Origin of the sequence: Stieleria bergensis, from assembly GCA_007745635.1 — a bacterium.
In the GTDB taxonomy this organism is placed as follows: Bacteria; Planctomycetota; Planctomycetia; order Pirellulales; family Pirellulaceae; genus Stieleria; species Stieleria bergensis.
Window position 1 is genome coordinate 2613706 of the sequence record CP036272.1, and the last position, 21511, is coordinate 2635216.

Consider the following 21511-nt stretch of genomic DNA (forward strand, 5'->3'; position numbering starts at 1 on the left):
GAAGGCCCATCAAACAATAGATCCAAGCGATTGTGAAGATCGCAGGTCCTCTATTTCGCTTTGGCGTGGCGATTCCCAAACGCAACTGAATCGATCGCATGAGGTTCAGACCCTACAAATTACATCAAACTTTTAGACCGAGTTGTCTACGTGGAATCCTTTCAGAACCTTGACTTGTTCGCTCCGCTGGGGAAAGCCCTTGCGGAACTGGACTACCAAACTCCCACCCCGATTCAAGCCAAAACGATCCCGCCAGCGATGGATGGCCTGGATATTCTCGGCTGTGCCAAAACGGGGACTGGGAAGACAGCCGCGTTTGCGTTGCCCGTTCTGGACTTCATTGGCAATGAACGGCCCAAGTGTTCGCCAAAGTTTCCAGCGGCACTCGTGCTGGCACCCACTCGCGAATTGGCAAGCCAAATCAGCGCGAACTTTGCTGAGTACGGAAAGCACATGCGTTTTCGTCAAGCAACCGTGTATGGCGGTGTTGGCAAAGCGAAGCAAGTTTCGGCGCTCCGCGCCGGCGTAGACGTGCTGATCGCCACACCGGGACGGCTGCTTGATCTGATGGATCAGGGCGATGTCAAGCTGGGCAAGGTTCAGATGTTCGTTCTGGACGAAGCTGATCGGATGCTCGACATGGGCTTCCGCCCTGCCCTGAAGAGAATCATTGCAGCATTGCCCGAAGAGCGTCAGTCGCTGTTCTTCTCAGCAACTCTGGCACCTGGAATTCGAAAGCTTGCCGCTGAATTGCTGTTCAACCCGGTCTCGATCGATGTCAGTCCAAAGTCGACGGGTGTTGCCAAGATCGATCAGACGATTCGTATTGTTGATCGAAGCAAAAAATTCGATACGATCTGCACGGCACTTCGGGATGAAAAAGCCGAACGAGTGATCACGTTCACGCGGACCAAGCACGGTGCCAATGCTCTGGCAAAGAAGTTGGATCGGTCCGGTATCGGCGCTGTTGCAATTCATGGAAACAAGTCCCAGGCGGCGCGGGAAAAGGCGCTGCATGCCTTTCGCAACAACAAAGTCTCTGTGCTTGTCGCAACCGACGTTGCCGCACGTGGGATCGACATCGATGGTGTCACTCACGTCATCAACTACGACATGCCAGTTGATCCGGAAAGCTATGTGCATCGCGTCGGTCGGACCGGACGAGCTGGGGCGTCGGGAATCGCAGTCTCCTATTGCACCTTGGACGAACGCGATAAACTGCTGGCAATCGAGGCGTTGATCGGCAAAGAATTAGCCATCACGGATCCCGATTCGATCGGCTTTTCCAGGCACTCGAAATCAAACAACGCAGGCGGGAAATCAAACGGACCGCGCGGGAAGTCAAACGGCTCAGGCTCGAAATCAAGGTCCGGCGGCTTTTCCAATGGAAACAAAGGACGCGGGAAGTTCAAAAAGAACAAGAAGAAACGGCGACCCGAAGGTGCCTCCATGAACGGTCGTCCCTAAAATCAATTCAGTAAACGACTCTGGCTGTACTCACTTCAAGGAGCAATGTTATCGCGAAGAACCAAAACACATTCGCCAAGCGTCAACGTGAAATGGAAAAGAAACGCAAGGCCGAGGAAAAGCGGCAGCGTCGAATCGACCGAAAGGTCGCAGGAACAGAGTCACCTAAGTTGGAAGAGAGCGACGAAGGCGATCAAGAGGTGTCAGAGCAGACGCCTCAAGATCCAGGTAACGCTCCCGATGACCAGCTTTAAACAAACGAACGACTAGCCCATGTTGGGCTAACAACAACCAGTGTGTCGGGTGTTCTTGGAAACGGTTTTCAATGAATACCCTCTCACCCAATCTCCATTAAGGAAGATCGATATGCAAGAAGGTACTATTAAGCGGCTTACGGACAAAGGCTTCGGTTTCATCGCTCCTACGGGCGGCGACAACGATATGTTCTTTCACAGTTCGGCTGTAGAAGGCACGCACTTCAACGACCTGCGTGAAGGCCAAAAAGTGACGTACTCTGTTGGTCAAGGACCAAAGGGACCTCGCGCCGAGAACGTTCAGTTGGTAGGCAACTGATCTCCGGAAACGGACCTGTTGCAGGCGCGAGGTCAATGACGTCCGCCGCGCACTGAATGCCGCATAACGCTGACGCCATGTCTTTGGCCAGCGGAACGGGGCCGCCGATGTGGTGTGCTGATTGACAACGGCAATTGTACGATTGCCGCTGTTCTCAGGACGCAGCCCATCGGTGTGTCTGACTTGTTGAGCGACTACCTTCGCCGGTTGCATCGCATCGACCCCTCTTCTTTGGCTTCACCCTCTGGTGGCCAACACATGGGATCACTCAGATCTCTAACGACGATGCCTGAGCGACCAAGGGTCGGCAGCAGTTCGTTGAACTCCGTTTGATGGTCGCCTTGGAAAACTCCGTTTCCATACCGGTGACTCATGAACCCGCAAGAAATACACGGGCACTTGCTGCATGGAATCTGCTTGCGAGTTGCGAGGGCGGCGAATTCTGATCGCCAAAAGCTGTCCTCTGACTGAAAAAAATCTTCTCCGATTGACCTAACGTGTCACGGGGGACGCATACACTGCGAGCCTGATTTTGCGGCGGCAAAGGTGCGTGTTGCCCCAGCCGCTCTGTAGTTCAGACCCTCTAAAGTCCAGCCGCATCTGAAATTCAGCCCCGCAAAATCCGGCCCCACTGATTCGGGCGCTTTGCAGCCGTTCGGCCGCGTGATTGCACTCGCAATCCAGCCGGCGATCGTGTTTGCGGTTTGCGTTGCCTCCGGCGGATGCGTTGGCAAATTCCTTTTTTTTGTTCGTTCGAATACCATCTTTCTGCGGATTCCAAATGCGAGTTTTAATCTCTGGCGACATTCATATTGGTCGTCGTTCAAGCAAAATTCCTGAGAACGCCACCGGATTTCGGGCGCGAGACGCCTGGATGAAGATCGTTGAAACGGCGATCAAAGAGCGTGTCGACCTTGTCCTGCTTAGCGGTGATGTCGCGGATCGAGACAATCGGTTTTGGGAAGCAATTGGCCCGCTGGAAGCCGGTACGTCTAAGCTTGCAGCGGCCGGCATCCAGACGATTGCCGTGAGCGGAAACCACGATTTTGATGTCCTGGTTCGACTCGCCGATGATCTGCCCGATGAACAGTTTCGGCTTCTCGGCAGGAACGGGCAGTGGGAACGCTATACGGTCGAAAAAGGCGGTCACGCTGCCTTGCATCTTGATGGTTGGAGTTTCCCTGCAGAGCATGCCTCGGCTAGCCCGCTTGATACTTACCAAGCAGGCCACAGCGATGGGGTGCCGGTGGTGGGATTGGTTCACGGCGATCTTGCCCAGCCCACTTCGCGATACGCGCCGCTTGACCTGCGATCATTAGAGACTTCCGGGGCCGACGCTTGGGTGCTAGGGCATATCCATGCCAAAAAGTTGATCCACCATTCGCCGTCCCCCTGGATTCTTTACCCGGGGTCTCCGCAGGCACTTGATCCAGGAGAAACCGGAGAACACGGCGTCTGGGTGTTCAACGTACAGGACAACTCAGTTCAATCTCCTGAATTCATTCCCCTTTCAACGATTTGGTACGGCCGCTGTGGCGTTGATGTGGACGGCATTGAGACCCGTGCTGCATTCGAGTCAAAAGTGGTTTCGGCGATTAAACAGCACGCTCAAGACGTTCGTCAAGCGATGGGGAGCAACCTCGCTGCCATTTCCTTCCGAGTTGAAATCACCGGTGCCACTGCACTTGCCAACCAAGTGAGTGCGATTGTTGCCGGCATTGAAAAGGATCTGCAATTCAATATCGGTGACGCGGTCGCGATGGTTGAAAAAGTCACGCATTGCGTCACCCCCGCGATCAACGTGGATGACTTGCTGCGATCTAGCTCCGCACTCGGTGTTGCGGTGCAAATGCTGAAAGAACTTGAAGACGGCGGGAACGCTGACCTGATCGCAGAAGCGATGGCAGACCTTCAAGAGGCGGATCGCAAGCGAAGCTATCGCGCTTTGGATTGCCCACCTCCAAGTCGTGACAACACCAATCGCCTGCTAAAAGCCCAATTGCAGCAGATCATCAATCAACTTGCAGGACAGACCTCATGAGCAATAAACAACTCGAAGTCAACCGAATTGCCATCCGTCGATTCCTCGGAATTCAAGACGTTGACGAATTCAAAGTGGATTCGATCGGCAAGGGCGTCAACATCATTCATGGTCCAAATGGTGTTGGGAAAAGTACCTTGTTGCATGCAGTGGCAACATTGCTGGACGCTACCAAGCATCAATCCGAGCGTCCCACCATCAGTTATGACCTAACCGTCGCGGGTGACCCATGGCAGGTCGATATCGATGCCGGGCATGTCACTTGGCTGCAAAACCATCAGCAGTCCTCTGCCCCCGATCTTGGCCCCGCAGTGAATCGCAGCAAGTATCGGTTGGCGTTGGAAGAAATGATCGCCGGGCAGGGAGAGCGATTCGCGAAAGTCATTGCAGACGAAAGTCGGGGCGGGTTTGACCTTGATGCTGCCGCGCAGGCGGTGAGTGAAAAATTTACCTCCACCACTGCGGCAGCCTCGCTCAAAAATGCTCTGAACGATGTAAAGCAGTTGAAGCGAAAGGAAGACGGCACCACCAATGAATCTGCAAGTCTCAGTGAGCAGTCCCAACGCCTGATTGATGCCAACGAAGCGTTCCACCAGCAAGTTCTGCACCAGCGCGTTGTCGAGTACAAAGAAGCGGATGAAAAAGCGAACGCAGAACTCAAACAACTGGAAACGTTCCCAGAGCAGCTCAAACGCATCCAAGGGAATGAAGCGGATACGCTGGAACGCTTAGACAAGAATCTTCGCAAATACACACAACAGGTCAGTCTTGAAGAACAGCGTGTTGCAGAAGCCACTGCAGAGCGTGATCAAACACAACTGCAATGCGCTCTTGATGACCGTTTTCAGAACGCGATCGAGGCAGATGTTCAGCGTTTGGAAAAACTGGAGGGATCGTTACGAGAACTTCGTCGACAACTGAACGAACACTCCGAAATTGCTTCTCGCAACCAAAAACGTCTCGTTAGTTTACAGCTCACGGAGGCTCAGTTGGAAGGGCTGTCCAAGGTGGAGGTAGACGATGTCAGCAAGGTGGTTCGCCAACTGCTTTCTCATCGCGCGGAGATGCTGTGCTTGCAAAAGCAGAAGGATTGGCTTGAACAAATCGGGGACAAAGAGAGTCTGCCAGAGGTCTCCGAGATCGAAGAAGCATCCTCTGCGTTGACTCGATGGCTTGCAACTCCCACAGTATCCGCGGTGTTCAAGCGGGCGATTTCGTGGCCAGCGGTTGCAGCCAGTTTGGCTCTCGCAGGTGGCTGCGGGGCAGCAGGATTCCAGCTTGACCCGCGTTGGTACTGGGGGCTGATCGTCCCGGTCGGCTTGACATCATGGGAACTCTTTGCAGCAAAGATGTTCTCGCAAGACAGTGTCGCTGAAGCATTATTGCTCCACCAGCAGGCCTTTCAGCAAACGGGCCTCCAGCCACCCAAGCAATGGTCGCGCGTCGACGTTGAATCACGACTTCGCGCGATCTTCAAGTTTTTGGCCGAAGCTCGTGTCAACCACGAGATCCACGCGCGGCATGGCAGTCTAGTCAGCCAACTAAACAGGGCTCGCATCAATCAAAATCAGATTCAGCAGACGTTACAGGGGATTGAAAACAAGATTGGAATCAAGCCAGACATCGATCCCGAATGGCTGCCGAGATTCGTGGACACGCTGAACCAGTGGTGTGAAGCGTCCGACAAACGCGACGTCGTTGGCGTGAACTATCGAAATGAACGCATCCGATTCAGGCAACTGCAACAGTCTCTCGTCGAACAGCTTCTGCCGTTTGGCTATGAAGAGCTCTCGACGGTCGAATCCATTCAAACTGCAGTGAGAGCCCTGAAGAGTCGCCACAGCACGTACGTCAAGAATGAGACATCGCGTGCCTCGTCACAGCGGTTCTTGGACGAACAGTACCATCCTCAGCTAGCCAAAGCGACTGAGGATCGAGAGAAACTGCTCTGCAAGTATGGCTTGATCGATTCCACGGCGCAACAACTGAAGCAGTTCTGCAAACAATTGCCTGAGTACAAACGCATTGTCGAGCAATCCCGGAAGTGGTCCGATCTTCGAACGAATCTGCTCAGCCAACTGGAAGGCTCTGAACATTTGATACGCCAGCCAATCGAAAAGCTGACGACGCAGATCGAAACGTTTGCACAGCAGGCAGCGCAGCGCGACAGCATTAGCAAGACGATTGGCACCATTGAAGAACGGATTCGGGTCGCCAAGGACAGCGATGCGATTGATCGTGCCATCGCTACGCGAGACGAGGCCTCTGATCGGCTCGAAGAATGTCGTGATGGCGAACACCGGAATCGGATGTCCGCCTTGCTGCTGAAACATCTCCGTAAACGTTCACTGGAGCTCTCCAAGCCAGTTGTCTACCAGAGAGCACAGCAACTGCTGTCACGCTATACCAAGGGACGTTTGGAGTTGCAGGTCAACGACAGTGCCGATGATGCCGCCTTCCACATCAGCACCCCTCGCGGATCGAAAACCCTGGATCAGTTATCACTTGGTGAACGAGTGCAAACCATGCTCGCGATTCGAATTGCCTTTCTGGAACATGACGAACCGGTCATGCTGCCCGTGCTATTGGATGAGCCGCTGGCGACCAGTGACGCCCGCCGTGCCGAAGAAATCATGGACACGGTGATTGAGATCGCAAAGACTGGCCGACAGGTGTTCTACTGCACCGCGCGCAGCGAAGAACTCTCGCAGTGGAAAACGCGACTCGCCTCTGAAGTCGTTCCGCATCAATGCATCGACCTTGCGAAGGTGCGAATCCATTCGGAGTTTCAATCCAACCCTCCGGTGGCAACGGCAATCGTTCGCACCACGGTACCGTCACCTGATGGGATGTCGCGTGAGGAATATGGGACAGTGTTGCAGGTGCCTGCTCTTGAGCGATACCGAATCGATCCCCAAAGCGTCCACCTTTGGTATGTCATTGATGACCTCGACCAATTGAAAATGCTGTTGGAGCACGACATCACGACGTGGTGGCAACTCAAAACAATGCTGGACCAGGGCGATGCGGAGAAACTGATCGGGGGTCAGGGACGCGTTGAAGCTCTGACGTACGTATTTCGGGCAGTCCAAGTCGTGCTCAACAATGCATCGATTGGGCGTCCGCCTCTGGTAGACCGATCGGCACTGATTGAATCCGATGCGGTCAGTGAGACCTTTATGGATGCACTCGATGAATTGGCAGAGGAATGCGGCGGTGAGGCCTGCAAACTGATTGAACGATTGGATCAGAAAGCGCCTCCCCGGTGGCGGAGTGCCAGCACGGAGAAACTGATTGCCTATTTCACAGACAAGGGATACCTCTTGGATGTGAAGCCTTTGACGCAAGGTGCACTCCGGTTGAAGGTTCTTTCCGCGCTTCACGATGACATTGAATCGGATCGAATCAGTGAAACGGATCTCGATTGGATTCTCAGTCGTCTGGACATAGGCAGTCAATTGTTTTAGCGTTAGCTGAGGTTTGGTCGTCGCCCGGGGCCCATCAGTCGTTTTGGCGTTAGCGACTGGATACCGTTGGCGTTGCCAACCACTTCACCCTCACCTCGCTGACGCTCCCGCCAGCGGGAGAGTTCAGTCAACGGTTCTTTCAGCATACAAGGGTTGGCCGGTTTGCGGTGGTGGCGCGCCGATGAGTGTTCCGATTTGCAAGGCGTGGGAATTGATTGTCTCAATGGCCGGCCGGTAGCAGACAATGCAGTGGAACTGTCCCTCTCTTTGATAGAAGAGGGACACCGGAGGGCAGGGGCTGCCCTCCGGCAAAGTGCATTGTTTCTCGCCAACGTTTGCTTCAAGGAATCGCAGCGAATGCGATTCGCATTCCTCGGTGGATCTAGTTAACGACTGCGCCGTCGCCTGTCATCCAAATGTACTCGGTGCCGCCGGCACCGATTTTCTTGATTCGAAACTGAGCGGGCCGCGTGTGATCGTGTGCAAAGTCTCCCGCATTGACGCCCAATGATCGGCCGCCGACTTGTTTCAAGCCGAGCGTTTGGCAGGCCATCCAGTGCAGTTCGACACTTTCTTGCTTTTTGCCATAGTAGGAAAAGATCTGACTGAGCGAATAGCGACCATTTTCAGGCGGAGTGATCAGCCCCCAATCAATGTCGTTGCGATTCTTCAGTTTGGCCTTCGAGCGTTCCGTCCAGGACGCTTCTTGTCCTGAGAGAACCATGTTGGGACACTGATTGAATTCGCCAATGGTGCGTTCGACTTCGGTGTAAGATCCGTCCAGAATCTTGTACTCCATCCCGGTGATTAGATTCTTGGCGAAATGAGTGTAGAAGTTGATTTTGCAACCCTTGGGAACTTCGGTGTAGCCCTGTGAAGGTGTCCAGCCTCCGTGGCCACTAAGAAAAATCTGGCGCATGCTTGTTCCTTGGATGTAACGAAAGTGTGTTGCGTTATGTGTATCGGTAATCAGTTCGAATGAAAGCTAGCTCCCTGTTCGGCGACATGACCGATCCCGATAAAGCGAGAGGGTGGCCGATGAAGCTAATTTGATAGGGCTCTAAACTATGCGGTTTGTTTCGCCAGTCGCGGCGCCGATGACGTGGGACTTTCCAGTCTTGTCTTGGCGCAGTTCTATCTGGCGCGTTTGCATCGCCTTCGCAGGGGTGTTTTGAGTGGCCCTCGGGGGTGGCCGAAGTCAATGACTGGTGCATCAAACAGCACAGCGACTCGTCCTGCGGCCACTGGCTGCCAAACAGATCAACCGATTCACCATCAACTGGCGTGATTTCAATAAACTGATGCCTCCAGTTTTCCGCTGCACGTGGGCACGCGTCCACGAGTTCGACCGGCAAGAGCATCAACCGTTTCAATAACCGTGGGCACTTCCCTGCCCTTGCCCTTGCTGGCCGAACTAGAATTCGTGTTTGCGGTCAGTGGGAAAGACCGACGCATCTTCGCTTCAACAAAACGAGTCATCATGAAAAAACTCTATTGCCTGTTGGTCATCCTGTTCGGGGCCACGGCAGCCGTTCGGGCTGATTCACCGAATCTCATTTTGATTCTGACCGACGACCAGGGCTGGAGTCAGCGGTCGGGATTCATGGACCCCGAAAATCCAGAGTCCCGATCCGGTTATCTTCACACTCCATCGATGGATCGGATCGCGGAAGAGGGGATGCGTTTTACTGGTGGCTATTCACCTGCCCCGCTATGCACTCCGACTCGTCGCAGCATCCTCTGCGGAACCAGTGCGGCACGCTCCGGATCGGAATTCGTCAGTCAGTGGGTGCCGGCGGATCATCTGACGGTTCCGCGGGCACTCAAGCAAGCGAATCCTGATTACCAATGTGCCCACTTCGGGAAGTGGGGAGAGAAAATGATTTCTTCACCGGAAGAGTGCGGCTATGACGTGAGCGACGGGCACACCGGAAACGTGACAGGAGGCATGGTAGACAAGATGCAGCCGGCCCATCTCGTTGAAGATCCCAAACGCACCGGCACGGTCACCGATCGGTCGATTGAATTCATTCGGAAGCAAGCCAAAGCAGGCAAGCCATTCTATGCTCAGGTCAGTTACTATGCAGTGCACCTGAGAACCGAACTGTTGCAGACCTCACTGGAAAAGTACCAGGACAAGGGCGCTCCCGATCGGGCTTATTCGCAGGGATGGGCTGGAATGCTGGAAGAGCTGGACAGCGGCATTGGCAGGCTGCTGGACGAGCTGGATGCTCTGGGAATCTCTGACAATACCTATGTGGTGTTCACCACGGACAACGGCGGCCGCGGCACTGTTCCTGGCGGCGATCCTAAGAGTCCTGCACCGAATGTTCCCTTGTCCGGGGCCAAGCATTCGCTGCTCGAAGGCGGCATTCGCGTCCCCTTGATGGTTCGAGGCCCGTCGATCGAAGCTGGATCGGTCTGTCGGGTCCCCGTGGCAGGCTACGACTTTCTGCCGACCTTTTATGAGCTCGCTGGCGGCAAAGGCAAACTCTCTAAAGAACTCGATGGAGGAAGCTTTGTCACGTTGTTTTCCAATCCAGAATCCGGTTCCGTCGAACGTTCAATGGATGGCTTGGTGTTTTCGCGGCCCCGTCAGCGAATGGCCGCGCTTCGTACCGGTCCATGGAAGCTACTGGCAGAGGTGAATGCCAAGCGCGAAATCCAGTCGGCAAAGCTCTTCAATGTTGTTCAGGATATCGCCGAAAAACATGATCGTTCCGTGATGCAGGCTGACAAAGCCAAGCAATTGCAAGCACGCCTGCAAACATATCTTGAAACCGTGGTTGATCCATCGCCAACCGTGCGGCGAAGAAAGAAAACCGATTGAGTACCCTGCACGTCTCCGTTTTTGAATCGTTGGCTCAGGATGACGGCTCTCTGCGCGCTGCCATTCACCCCACCGTGGCCCATGGGGCATTTGACCGGAAATGATCAGGTCAACCTCGCGAACCCAAATGACGAATTCGGTCCGAGGTATACTTGCTGGAGCGGGCTCGCTTGCCAGGTCGTCTTTGACTCTGTCGGGCAAGGAGCTTGCATCGAATGAACAAGCCTGCCTGCTGCCAGCAGGTCATGGTTGATTCGCTCTGACTGTACAAAACATGATGATTCGAAGTCCAGCGAAACGCCCATTCCCAGGCAACTGTTGGGCTTCGACTACAAAACGAAACAGGATGCTTCACCGGTGAAACTCAACAGCCTTCTCGTTGCTCTGCTTTTTGCGTTCATGCCCGTGACAGCACTCGCGGACGTGGTTCTTCCGACGATCTTCTCCAGCAACATGGTGCTGCAACGGGAGTTGACCGTTCCGATTTGGGGAACCGCTGACCCCGGTGAAAATGTCACGGTGAGGTTTGCTGGGCAGGTCAAACGGACGAAGGCAGATTCTGACGGCAAGTGGATGGTCCGCTTGGAGCCGCTGGCAACCTCCAGCCAAGAACAAACCTTGCAGGTCGAAGGAAACAACCGCCTCGAGCTTTCGGGTGTTTTGGTTGGCGAGGTTTGGCTTTGTAGCGGCCAGTCGAACATGGCTGATTCGTTCAACTCAAGCAAGAATCGATTCATCGAACCGGAGTCTTTCGAGCAAGGTCTCAGCCGCATGCGAGTCTCCACTCGGCATGGCTGGACGGGCATTGATGAAAAGACACAGCGATCGATCTCCCGAGTCGGATTCTACTTTGGCGAAAAACTGTATCGAGAACTCGATGTGCCGGTCGGTTTAATTCTTCGCTACAACTCCGGTACGCCGATCCAAGCTTGGATCCCCCATGACGAATCCGAAGTGATTCGAAAACGGCTTGGGATTCCCGAAGGTTGGAATGACGTGCAAGAGAACCGTAATCCGGGCGTTCAGTTCACTGACAAGATTCAGCCGATCGTGCCGGTCTGTTTTCGAGGTGTGATCTGGTATCAGGGTGAACGAAATGCCAAAGCACAGACGGGCTATGAATACCGGGAACTCTTGCCGTTCATGATCGAGAATTGGCGTGGGCTGTTTGCGAGTCGCAGCGGAACGCCTGAGCGAAAGTTCCCTTTCTACTATGTCCAGGTTCCAACTCAGGATGCAAAAGGCGAATGGCCGTGGCTGCGAGATGCCATGCGTCGCGCACTTGCGACCACGTCCAACACCGGGATGGCAGTCTTCTACGACCACGGCCCAAGCTTGCACCCTCATGAGAAACGGTATGCTGGCGAGCGATTGGCGCTGTGGGCACTGGCCAAGGACTACGGCAGATCCGATTTGCAATACTCTGGCCCCTTATTGAAGAGCGTCGAGTATCGCGGCAAGACAGCCGTACTTTCCTTTGATCATGTTGCGGGAGGACTCAGCAATCCAGCCGGTGACGACTCAAGCCTTGATTTCTTTGAAGTCGCTGGTGACGACGGCAAGTATGTTCCCGCAAACGCAAGCATTGATGGCGACCAGGTCCTTGTGACCAGTCCGCAAGTCAGTCATCCCAAATTCGTTCGTTACCTGTTTCGCAAACCGGAACCTGATCCTACCATCAGTCTTGTCAATTCAGCCGGCCTGCCTGCATCGAGCTTCATGACGGACGATTTCAAGCCGGCACGGGAGTCAATCGATCAGGGCGTGCCCAAGCGAGGCGTCAACGAAACCGAATGGTTGCCACGTAGAACGTCTCGACAGGCAAGGACTGCCGCACCACCCGCTTCGTCGAAAACGTCATCGCCCGACGAACCGCTGACGGCAGAAGACGTGGTGGCGATCACGGAGGCCAATGGACTGGCGCCCGAAGTGACAGATTTGTCGTCGGATGATGTTTCGTTCGCCAAAGAGCAACACCTGGCTGATCTTAAGCAACCCTTCATCGACATTGCTCCTGAGGATAGGGGGGACGGGATTGAAGTCGGCCAAATTGGTTTGGACAGCGGAAAGAAAGATCTGGTCCTGGCCCTGGCACAAGAGATCGCGGCGGGGCAACACGGTGAAATCGATAGCCTGTTGATTCACCATGACGGTCGCTTGATTTTTGAGTCGTACTATCGTCGTGGGCGAGCCAATTACCCTCACTACCAGATGTCAATTACCAAGTCCTACACGGCATTGGCTTTGGGACGCGCCATTGAATTGGGCTATCTGAAAATGAGCGATTTGGATCGGCCAGTGCTGGAGTATCTGATGGAGATCGATCAGAGCAAGCTTGCAGAGGGTTGTGAGACGATCACGATCAATGATGCGTTGAACATGCACTCAGGAATTCGCGTCGACAAAGCAACAGTCGATAAACTGCGGAGGACGCAGGGCGTGTTGAAAGGACAAGGTCAGATTCAAGCTTATCTTGAACACACCGCACCGATCACTTCACAGTCCAAGCAATACAAATATCAGTCTTCAGACCCGTCGATCGTGATGCAGGTGCTTGAAACGGTTGTGCCTGGAACAGCAAAGGAATTCATCAACGGCGAATTGCTCGGCCCGCTGGGGATTTCCAATTTTGGCTGGCAAGACGACGTGAGCGGGTTGCCCAAATCAGCCGCCGGCAGCAGCATGAGGTCACGTGACATGGTCAAGTTTGGCATGTTGGTTCAGAATGCTGGCCGTTGGGATGGCCAGCAACTCATACCGGCCAGTTTCATCGAGAAAGCGACTTCCCGAATCCACACCAATCCACAGGACACCTCCTATGGATACTTTTGGTGGCGGCATGACGCTGATGTCGATGGGAAGACCTACCAGATCAAGTCCGGCCGAGGCGCGGGGGGACAGTTCATCATCATGATCGATGAATTGAATTTGATCATCGCCATCACCTCACACAACAAGGGGATGGGCAAGATGCTCAGCACCGCGCCACAGCGAATCATTCCCGCCATCAACATCAGTAACTGATAACGGGCTCTGAAGCCGCGACAGCAAGCACCACTGTTTTGAACCCGTGTAGGGTGCCGTGCTTGCCTTGGTTCGTTCGGCCACGAGTGTAGAACACCTACGGCGTTCGGCAGGTTGAACGCAACGCTCACCCAGGGTGCGCTGCGCGACCCTGGGCTGTGAGTATGGAACACCTACGGCGTTCGGCAAAGACGTAGGCTGCCGTGCAAGCCACGCACCAGTGTTTTGAACCCGTGTAGTGTGCCGTGTTTGCCTTGGTTCGTTCGGCAACGAGTGTAGAACACCTACGGCGTTCGGCAGGTTGATCGCCACGCTTACCCAGGGTGCGCTGCGCGACCCTGGGCTGTGAGTATGGAACACCTACGGCGTTCGGCAAAGACGTAGGCTGCCGTGCAAGCCACGCACCCTGTGAGCTAACCCAAGTAATCACCAGAGAGACCATCAGGAGTTTTAGCAATCAATGGGTCATCCCGCGTTACCTTCAGGTTTGCTTTTTCGGTTCGCTGCCGAAGTTTCGATTCTTTGGGAATGTTGTTCCGCTTCGTGACAGGCTGTTGGCTTAGAGGCGTGAGTTTTACCGGGTTCCAGATGTCTTTCTGAGCAGACAGGGTTGGGCATCTTCGGAACCCAACGAGCGGTTGGAGGATTTTCGGTGATGCTTCACGTCTCGCCCGACGGCTAGGGTCCGTGAGGTCCGCTCCCCACTGTTATGGTGAATATCTGTACCGCTGGTGATATCGGGGCCGTTGCAGGAAAAAGTTTGCCACCGAGATGGCAGGCCGCCACCTTGTCGGATAACGGGGACGGGCTAAGCTGTGTTTGTAAACCGTGACGGAGTGCCCGTCATTTTGTATCTTTCTTCGGGGCATCGTTTTTTTCAGGATCAACGATCGCCTCCAGATACCCGTGGACTGATGCAGCGAGGCGTCGTCGGATGTAAATGTTCATAATTCTTGTTTTTTTTTGGTGTACTTGTCGCTTTTTGACGCGTTGTTCAGGCTAGGTGTTTCTGCAATGGACTTTAACATTTTTAATCGGGCGTTGATTGTGGAAGTGAAATGATTGGGAAGAGACGCGTGGAGAAATTCGCGTGCAATCGATGCCTGGAAGTCCGCGAGTGAAGAAGGTGTGGCCACTTGATCTGAGATCAGAGCCGATTGAGTCTGGCGATTTTGGAAACGCTAATTTCATTTGCTTGGCCAGTAGAAAGCGGCGACGGCGATGAGGAATGCTTCCATCCACCGAAATTAGCTAAAGTGCGGAGTACGCAATTTGTTTGTTCTGAATAGATGACTTATCGGCCGTGAATAGCAATCGCGCGAACCGCATCGACAGCATTTGAAACTTCACTTCCGGCTGGACGTCATTGCGAGTTTATTTTCTCGAGACATGTGCTTGCCTTAACCCCATACGCGTTTCTACGCACACGACAGCTATGACATCTATCATTCCAGCATCTCGCGTGACGCTACTGAGGCAAGTCGTTTGCCCACATTGTTGGCACGAGTTAGTTTCAGAAGATGCGCTTTGGGTTGCTGAGCACCCTGATTTAATTGGTGATTTAAAGCTGGGTGACTCCGCGCAGCTCAGGTTTTTACCTTCAAGATTCTCGATGGAGGGAGATGCGATCGATCCGGAAGGATATAGGTGCTCAAAGCTAGCGTGCCCCAACTGCCACCTTGAGATTCCCCGGCCTTTTTTTCAAGTTCCAGCAAGTTTCTTCTCGATTCTTGGAGCGCCTGCGTGTGGCAAGAGCTACTTCTTGGCTTCCATGACTTGGAAATTGAGGCAGATACTGCCGAATTACTTTGGGGTTTCCGTCGGGGACGCAGACACCTCCGCTAACGCGAGGCTTCATCAGTACGAAGAGCAACAGTTTCTCAATTCTGATCCTGACAAGTTGGTTGCGATTGCAAAGACGGAAACTCAGGGCGATCTGTATGATCAAGTCAACATGGGCGATCACACAGTGACGCTACCGCGCCCATTCATGTTCCATCTGCAGCCGACACAGGAGCATCGGAACCATCAACGTTCAAAGGATGTGTCACGTGTTGTCTCGCTCTATGACAACGCGGGAGAAAGCTTTCTTCCAGGGGCTGATAGTGTGTCTTCGCCGGTCACTAGGCACCTCGCTCACTCGACACGACTCTTCTTTTGCTTTGACCCTACTCAGGACCCTCGATTTCGCAAGGCGTGCAGAGGGAAGACTCATGACCCTCAAATGGAGCATCGGGCAAATCGCCTCGATCGAGAATCGAATGTCCGTCAGGACACGATTCTTCTAGAAGCGATCCAGCGAGTTCGCCGTCATGTCTTGGTTCAACGGGAATTGGAATTTGCTAACCGGCGAGTAGTACAGGATGGCGGCTTCCTGCCGTGAAGATCAGGCATCCTGCCCGAAGGTTTTTCGCATTGTGGAAACATCGAAGGGAAGAGTAGCGACATCGTCTGACACCGCTGCCCTTCGACGTTTCACTTGGCACGGCGCTCGGGTTGGTCCTCACCAGTGCCCTATCCTCCGACCAAGTTCTCTCAGTCTCTCACATCAGCTCGCGATTGCAAGTGATGCTTGCTCGCGACGGCGTGAACGAGCTTCTTCAAGCTTGCGATCACGCTCTGCATGGATCTCGCCGGACAGGCCATTCAAGCAGTCCGCTGGCGTGATGTAACCGATCCCGCTGTGCAAACGCGTCTCGTTGTAATGACACACATAAGCAGCTATTTGCTTGACCGCTTCGTCACGATCTCGCGGCGGATTGGGACGAATGCACTCCGTCTTCAACGTCCCGTAAAATCGCTCCTGCTTTCCGTTGCTTTGCGGGTAGTAAGGACTCGTCGTCACATGCGTCAAACCGTTGAAGCGAACGAATGCTTTAAAGTCTTTCGCGATGTACTGCGGACCATTGTCGCTGATGATTCGGGGCTTCACACCGGGATGTTTTTCCAGCGCTGCTTGAATCACAATCTCAATATCCACTTCCGTCATCGACTCGCGAAGTTCATGGTGCACGATGTAACGACTGAAGCCATCGAGTACCGTGATCAAGTAAAAAAACGTTCCACCAACGTTGATGTAAGAAACATCGGTATGCCAATGGCTATGCGGCTTTTTAGGCTGTTTGAAGCCTGTTCCTTTGAGCGACTTGGTCGCGGATTTGCGGTCCAAACGCCCCGCTGCTTTGAGAACGCGATAAACCGTCGAAGGGCTCACCGCAACGATGTCATCGTCAAGCATCATGAAAGTCAATCGGCGATAACCCTCCAGTGGATTCTTGTCATGGAACGCGACAATGGCTTGCCGCTCCCAATCCGCGAGCCACCAGTCGCGAGGGATCTTTCCGTTGTGGTCATTGACCATTCCGTAGCGTTTCTTCCAGGTGTGGAACTTGTTGGCCGCCAAGCCAAGCCAAGCCACAGCAGCAGTTGCTTTGCAGGCAGCTCAGTTTGTTTCGTCCAATGGTTGATGTAATCGACGATTTGGTCTCGTGTATCGTGAGGAACCCAGCGACCGGTTAGAGCTCCCCATTTTCTTTTTTTGAGCGGATGTTCTCCTCCATCAGCTCAGAGATGACTTCGTTCTTAGCGTCGAGTTTCTCACGCATCTTCTGGAGCTTGGCATCGTGCTTGGACGTTTCAGCCTTCGTCGATCGCGGCGACTCAAAAGAGCGTTCAGCCTGTTGAAGCACGGAATTGATCCAGTTGTGGATCATCGTTGGCTGGACGTGCATCTCGTCAGCGATCTGCGAGACAGGAATTTGGTCTTTAAGATGCCTGCGAACCGCATCAGCCTTCTGTGAAGCGGTGAAAGATCGTCGTTTTTTTGTCATCAGAATTCTCCTCGGGGGGTGAGATTAATTCACCGGAGGCAAAATTCCAATTCCATGAGAGGCAAGACAGTATCGGGTGTAAAGAGTGTGCCAATCAACTGCAGTTGCTTGCGTCCTAGCACCTTGCCTTTCACCGCCAGTCGGCGACGCTGATCGTCGCTAAGCAGAATTCATTTTTTGCCAAGCCTCTCTTTGAGAATATCGTTTTCGGTGCGCAAGTAATCGATTGTTTCTTGCTGTTGCCGATTTACCCAGCCAGCAAGCAAAATGGCAATTAGCTGCCAAGGTTGCAGAACAAACTTCATCCTCGCCTCAGTGACTAATCAAAAAGCATCACAATCATCGATGCGTTGCAGCCTGAAAAGCATGATCACTGAAACCGCGAAGCCCTGCCTCGGCATTCGCTCCAGTCAAATCGATAATGAGGCTATCGCGGGTGTTTAGATGGCCATCACACCGGCCGAAATACCCTACTTGGCAAACACGTTGAGACGCTTTTTGCCGAACGAAGTGCTCGGCTGAGTATTTTGACGACACGGGCTCTTCGATCCTTGGCCGCCCGCCCTTACTGGACGTTTTCTTCGGCTTTGCTGTTCCATCTTCAGACTCACGAACCCAGCGGCGGAAGGTCGAATTGCTGATGATAGTGAGCAGCTGACGTATCTTCCCTCCGAGTGGCTTCCCGTGTTTGAGGATCTTTTCCCGGTCCTTCGGTGTGAACTCAATCCTCTTTGGGAGCTTCGAACGCAGGATTTGGTTTTCGGCTTTCAGCAGACGGTTCTGAGCCGCCAATTGTTGCCGAGAACTCGATGCAAGCAGGATCAAAAAGGGGTGTGCGGTAACATCGCTGGGGCACGCATCGAGCGGTAGTGGAATGCCCCCGAAACTTGGTCCAGGGTTATGAAGGTAGGGATTGGGTTACTGAATCACATTCGTTGTGCCGCTTCGACGTAAGGAGCGCAGCGACTGGAGTTGAAGCGGCACAACGGGTCGCGAACTCCGCAGGAGTAAGCCCGCTCAGCGAGCTGTGGGGACGTCGATGGTTGTACGTCGATCTCCATTGCCCGATTACCTGTTGCGCTTCGGCAAGCGTGCTGAACGCTTCGCAGGACAAACACTCGTCACGAAACCGGCTGTGGAAGCTCTCGACATAGCCGTTCTCCCAGGGGCTACCTGGTTCAATGAACGATGTGCCGACATCAATGCGTCCAAGGAAATCGCGGACGCGGCGACTGATGAACTCTGGTCCGTTGTCACTTCGGATAAATGCCGGAATGCCTCGAATTGCAAACACATCCACTAGAAGGGCAACCAAGTCATCGCCGGTGAACCGGCGTGAGACCTCCAAGGCGATGCATTCTCGTGAGTACTCATCGATCAACGAAAGGATCTTCACTGACCGCCCATTGATTGTTCGATCAAAGATAAAGTCAATCGACCAAACGTGATTGATGCGTTCGGCGCGGCGACGGCAGATCCCTCCTGAAACGCTTCCAAGCCTGCGTTTCTTCGCCTTTCTTCGTGGCACTCGAAGACCTTCTCGTTTCCAAAGCCGATAGATTCGTTTGTAATTCACTGTCCATCCTTCGCGGCGTAACATCCGCGTGATCATCCGGTAGCCGTAGCGGGGGAATTCTCGAACCAGTTCGTAAATGCGGCGAAGCAATCGCTCTTCGTCGCTCTTGGATTTCGCTTGGTACCGATGAGTACTCCGCGGTTGGCCAAGCGTTTTGCATGCCCGACGTTCTGACACTGCAAAGGATTTCTGAGCCTTTGCAACAGCCTCACGTCGTCGCGTCGGGCTCAGAAGTTTCCCTCTGCGGCCATCTTGAGGATCTTCTTGTCTAGCTCGGCCTCGGCGAGAAGCTCTTTGAGTCGTTGATTCTCGACTTCAAGCTCACGAAGTCGTTTTGCTTCATCCGACTTCATTCCGCCATACAGTTTCTTCCAACGCTCCCAGGTCGTTACGCTGATTTCAAGCGTTTGAAACACCTCGGCCTCTGTCTTGCCCGCCGCCATCATCGCATCGCCTTCTTGAATCGCCTTCACGATCTGCTCGGGTTTCCGTCGTTTGCGTTTCTTAGTCATAAAAAGTCTCCTTTGGCCGGCTCGGCCGGTAAACCTTCATAACAGATGGATTAGTTTTTGGGGAGCACGCCAGTAGAAAGGGGCTTAAAAGCACTGGAAAAATGGATGTGGCGAGGTTTTTGTACCCCGCTGAGAGGTCGAAGATATTCGGCGTCAATTTTCCCGATAGATCAAAGCCATCAAGACGCGCCCACAGGCCGCACAGGGGCTAGGCAAGAAGTCGCCACACTGTCGGCCGGCTGACCGGTTAACAGGCCAGAGTAAAAACCTGTTGACCAGGAGACCCAACTTCGTCGCCAAGACGGTTCAGATCGGACAACCGTCGCCTCATTATCACATTGCACTATCGGCAAGTGATGTCTCTCTTTGTGTTAAACCGTTATTGCCACGAAGAAATGGAGAACCGGTTAACACAAGCTGTTAACCGAGACAGCATCGAAAGGCCCAGGAGTTGGGACCGAATGAGGCCACCGAAGAATTGGTTTCGCCCGTCAGTCCCGTCCGTCCAACGCTTTGCTCAATTCCACGAAACAGAGAATCGGCGTCAATTGAGTTGTATACGGGGAGAGGAGGCTCGACACCGGGCAAGCTCGAAGTAGCGATGCTGCAACTCGTAACGGTGATATGCACTCAACTCTTCTTCGACGGACGTGCCACAGGATTGCTGAACGTCAATTCCCGGAACGGGAATTGCTAGCCAGCCCGCTATAGTGAAAAGTGTTCTGGTTGAATACCCAATCGTGATCGGCTCGCCCAAAAAATGGCATCAACAAACCCAACGGAGACCTCCAGCAATGTTTGTCTCAGCAAATAGCAAAGACAAATTGCAAGCCAAGTCTAACAAGGTTATGCAAGAGTCTTACGACCTCTCTACCGTGAATCGGAAGAAGAGCGACCAAAAGCGAACCGAGGCGGAGGAGATTGGCCGGCATCTCGATGAGTTGGAAAAGCAAGCATAGCACCCTTCTGAACCTACAATTTACCATTGGGACTCAACGATGACCTACGCCCGCGCTCGTCTGCTTCTTGGCATGTCCGCTGTCGGCTGCATCGTAGTGTTGAGTACGGTACTACTCCTGTGGCAGTACCCGCTCGAGATCCTGCCCAACTCCGAGTCTTGGAGCGGCAATGACCTTGCGTCTCTCGTTTCGCTTTTCGGCTTCCTGGCTGCCGCTCTGTTTCCTATGGATCTGCTGGGTGGTTTCCTACTTCCGAATCGCTGGCGACCAAACACGATTTCGTTTGGGAACTTTGTGGCTGGGTGGATCCGCGGTGTTCTTGTCCAGGGAACGCTCTTTGTTGCGGCCAGCCTAGTGATTCTTTTCATGGGACGTTGGCTGGGCGCATCTGGTGCAGCATTGGGTGTCGCCGGCTTTGCGATCATTCTTGTCGGTTCGCAACTTCAGATTGCCAAGTTTGTGGGAGCCTTGAGGTCGACCGCCGGAGAGAAGTTGGAAGAGGTCCCTGTAATTGAGCAGGCTCAATCCTTAGTCTCAAAGTGGGGTTGGAAGTCACGACGGGTCACTGCCCTCGATCATCACGACACCGGCTTCACAGGAGGCATTGTCGGTTTGCCCGGAATGGAGACGGTCGTGCTGCCGGCATCAACGCTAACGAAACTTTCACCGGAGCAGTTAGCAATCGTGGTAGCGCGACGACTGGAAGCGATCCAGAGCGGAAGTCGAACACGTAGCCTTTTACTGGCACTTGTCTGGGTGATCGTGGGTTTCGCATTGTCGACACTCTTACCGGGAGCCAGCGTTTCGAGCGTTGCCGGGCTGACGATGACGTGCCTGGGCTTCAACCTTTGGACATTCTTAGGCTTGCTGACCTTGCCGACACTTAGCCGCCAGGCATCGTATGCGATTGACGGCAAAGTCCTTCAGTCTGGAGCTTCACCGGAGGTTTTCAAACAAACGGTGAAGACTCTTGATATGTTGCAGGATGATGAACCGCGACGATCGGCATTGATCGAAACGATCTTCCATCCCGTTCCGAGCGTCGATAATCGCCGTTCCGCTGCCTCCGGTAACGCCCCAATTGCATGGCATGCGGCCCGGATCACGCTGTTCGTTTCCTGGGCTTGCATGGGAATGCTCGTCCGAGCAGTTCACTGCAATATCGGCCGACCCGAGCTATGGGTGATGCTGCCGACGGATTGAGTCTAGCGTCGGTCGATCAGACGGCGCCC

General features: G+C 53.8%; 14 protein-coding genes and 1 pseudogene. 10 read left to right on the plus strand and 5 right to left on the minus strand.

Annotation, left to right across the window (positions count from 1 at the left end; translation table 11 throughout):
* Positions 1-150 precede the first annotated feature (150 nt).
* The 5 genes from SV7mr_RS08870 to SV7mr_RS08885 all read left to right on the plus strand — a co-directional run bounded on the left by SV7mr_RS08870 (position 151) and on the right by SV7mr_RS08885 (position 7548).
* Positions 151-1467: a DEAD/DEAH box helicase gene (locus SV7mr_RS08870; RefSeq protein WP_145271183.1), complete on the plus strand. Its 1317-nt coding sequence runs from the start codon at positions 151-153 to the stop codon at positions 1465-1467.
* 92 nt (positions 1468-1559) lie between these two features.
* A complete protein-coding gene (locus SV7mr_RS25210) occupies positions 1560-1721 on the plus strand; it encodes a hypothetical protein (protein ID WP_419188289.1) in 162 nt (53 codons plus the stop codon).
* Positions 1722-1833: 112 nt separating this feature from the next.
* Complete coding sequence (locus tag SV7mr_RS08875) at positions 1834-2040, plus strand: cold-shock protein (protein WP_145271185.1); 207 nt, start codon at positions 1834-1836, stop codon at positions 2038-2040.
* A gap of 781 nt (positions 2041-2821) precedes the next feature.
* Entirely contained in the window at positions 2822-4081 is a 1260-nt protein-coding gene (locus tag SV7mr_RS08880) for a metallophosphoesterase family protein (RefSeq protein ID WP_145271187.1), read from the plus strand.
* Positions 4078-7548 carry an AAA family ATPase gene (locus SV7mr_RS08885; protein ID WP_145271189.1) on the plus strand — a complete coding sequence of 1157 codons (3471 nt, stop codon included), beginning with the start codon at positions 4078-4080 and terminating at the stop codon, positions 7546-7548. Before SV7mr_RS08880 ends, SV7mr_RS08885 begins: the two co-directional genes overlap by 4 nt.
* Positions 7549-7930: 382 nt before the next feature.
* On the opposite strand, the gene SV7mr_RS08890 is transcribed toward SV7mr_RS08885, so the two are convergent.
* Positions 7931-8467, minus strand: a complete 537-nt coding sequence (locus SV7mr_RS08890; RefSeq protein ID WP_145271191.1) for a putative adhesin — start codon at positions 8465-8467, stop codon at positions 7931-7933.
* A gap of 459 nt (positions 8468-8926) precedes the next feature.
* Here SV7mr_RS08890 and SV7mr_RS08895 point away from each other — a divergent pair, with 459 nt between their 5' ends.
* The 3 genes from SV7mr_RS08895 (at position 8927) to SV7mr_RS08905 (ending at position 15785) form a co-directional block, all read left to right on the plus strand.
* A complete protein-coding gene (locus tag SV7mr_RS08895) occupies positions 8927-10378 on the plus strand; it encodes a sulfatase-like hydrolase/transferase (protein WP_419188290.1) in 1452 nt (483 codons plus the stop codon).
* Positions 10379-10735: 357 nt separating this feature from the next.
* Positions 10736-13402 (plus strand): serine hydrolase domain-containing protein, encoded by a 2667-nt coding sequence (locus tag SV7mr_RS08900; protein ID WP_419188291.1) that lies wholly within the window; start codon positions 10736-10738, stop codon positions 13400-13402.
* A gap of 1771 nt (positions 13403-15173) precedes the next feature.
* Positions 15174-15785: a hypothetical protein gene (locus SV7mr_RS08905; RefSeq protein WP_145271195.1), complete on the plus strand. Its 612-nt coding sequence runs from the start codon at positions 15174-15176 to the stop codon at positions 15783-15785.
* 165 nt (positions 15786-15950) lie between these two features.
* Here the strand turns inward: SV7mr_RS08905 and SV7mr_RS08910 are convergent, their stop codons facing one another.
* From SV7mr_RS08910 to SV7mr_RS08925, 4 genes and pseudogenes are all read right to left on the minus strand, one after another.
* Positions 15951-16820 carry an IS3 family transposase gene (locus tag SV7mr_RS08910; protein WP_145271088.1) on the minus strand — a complete coding sequence of 290 codons (870 nt, stop codon included), beginning with the start codon at positions 16818-16820 and terminating at the stop codon, positions 15951-15953.
* A 97-nt stretch (positions 16821-16917) separates the two neighbouring features.
* Complete coding sequence (locus SV7mr_RS08915; protein WP_145271091.1) at positions 16918-17232, minus strand: transposase; 315 nt, start codon at positions 17230-17232, stop codon at positions 16918-16920.
* A 339-nt stretch (positions 17233-17571) separates the two neighbouring features.
* The gene (locus tag SV7mr_RS08920) at positions 17572-18057 is read right to left on the minus strand and encodes a hypothetical protein (RefSeq protein ID WP_145271197.1); all 486 of its coding nucleotides are present in this window, start codon (positions 18055-18057) and stop codon (positions 17572-17574) included.
* Between the two features lie 175 nt (positions 18058-18232).
* A pseudogene (locus SV7mr_RS08925) lies at positions 18233-19320 on the minus strand (IS3 family transposase); the annotation flags it as partial.
* Positions 19321-20114: 794 nt separating this feature from the next.
* On the opposite strand from SV7mr_RS08925, the gene SV7mr_RS08930 reads away from it, so the two are divergent.
* Positions 20115-20279, plus strand: coding sequence for a Lacal_2735 family protein (locus SV7mr_RS08930; protein WP_145271199.1), 165 nt, complete (start codon positions 20115-20117; stop codon positions 20277-20279).
* Between the two features lie 39 nt (positions 20280-20318).
* Positions 20319-21482, plus strand: a complete 1164-nt coding sequence (locus tag SV7mr_RS08935; RefSeq protein ID WP_419188292.1) for a hypothetical protein — start codon at positions 20319-20321, stop codon at positions 21480-21482.
* Positions 21483-21511 lie beyond the last annotated feature (29 nt).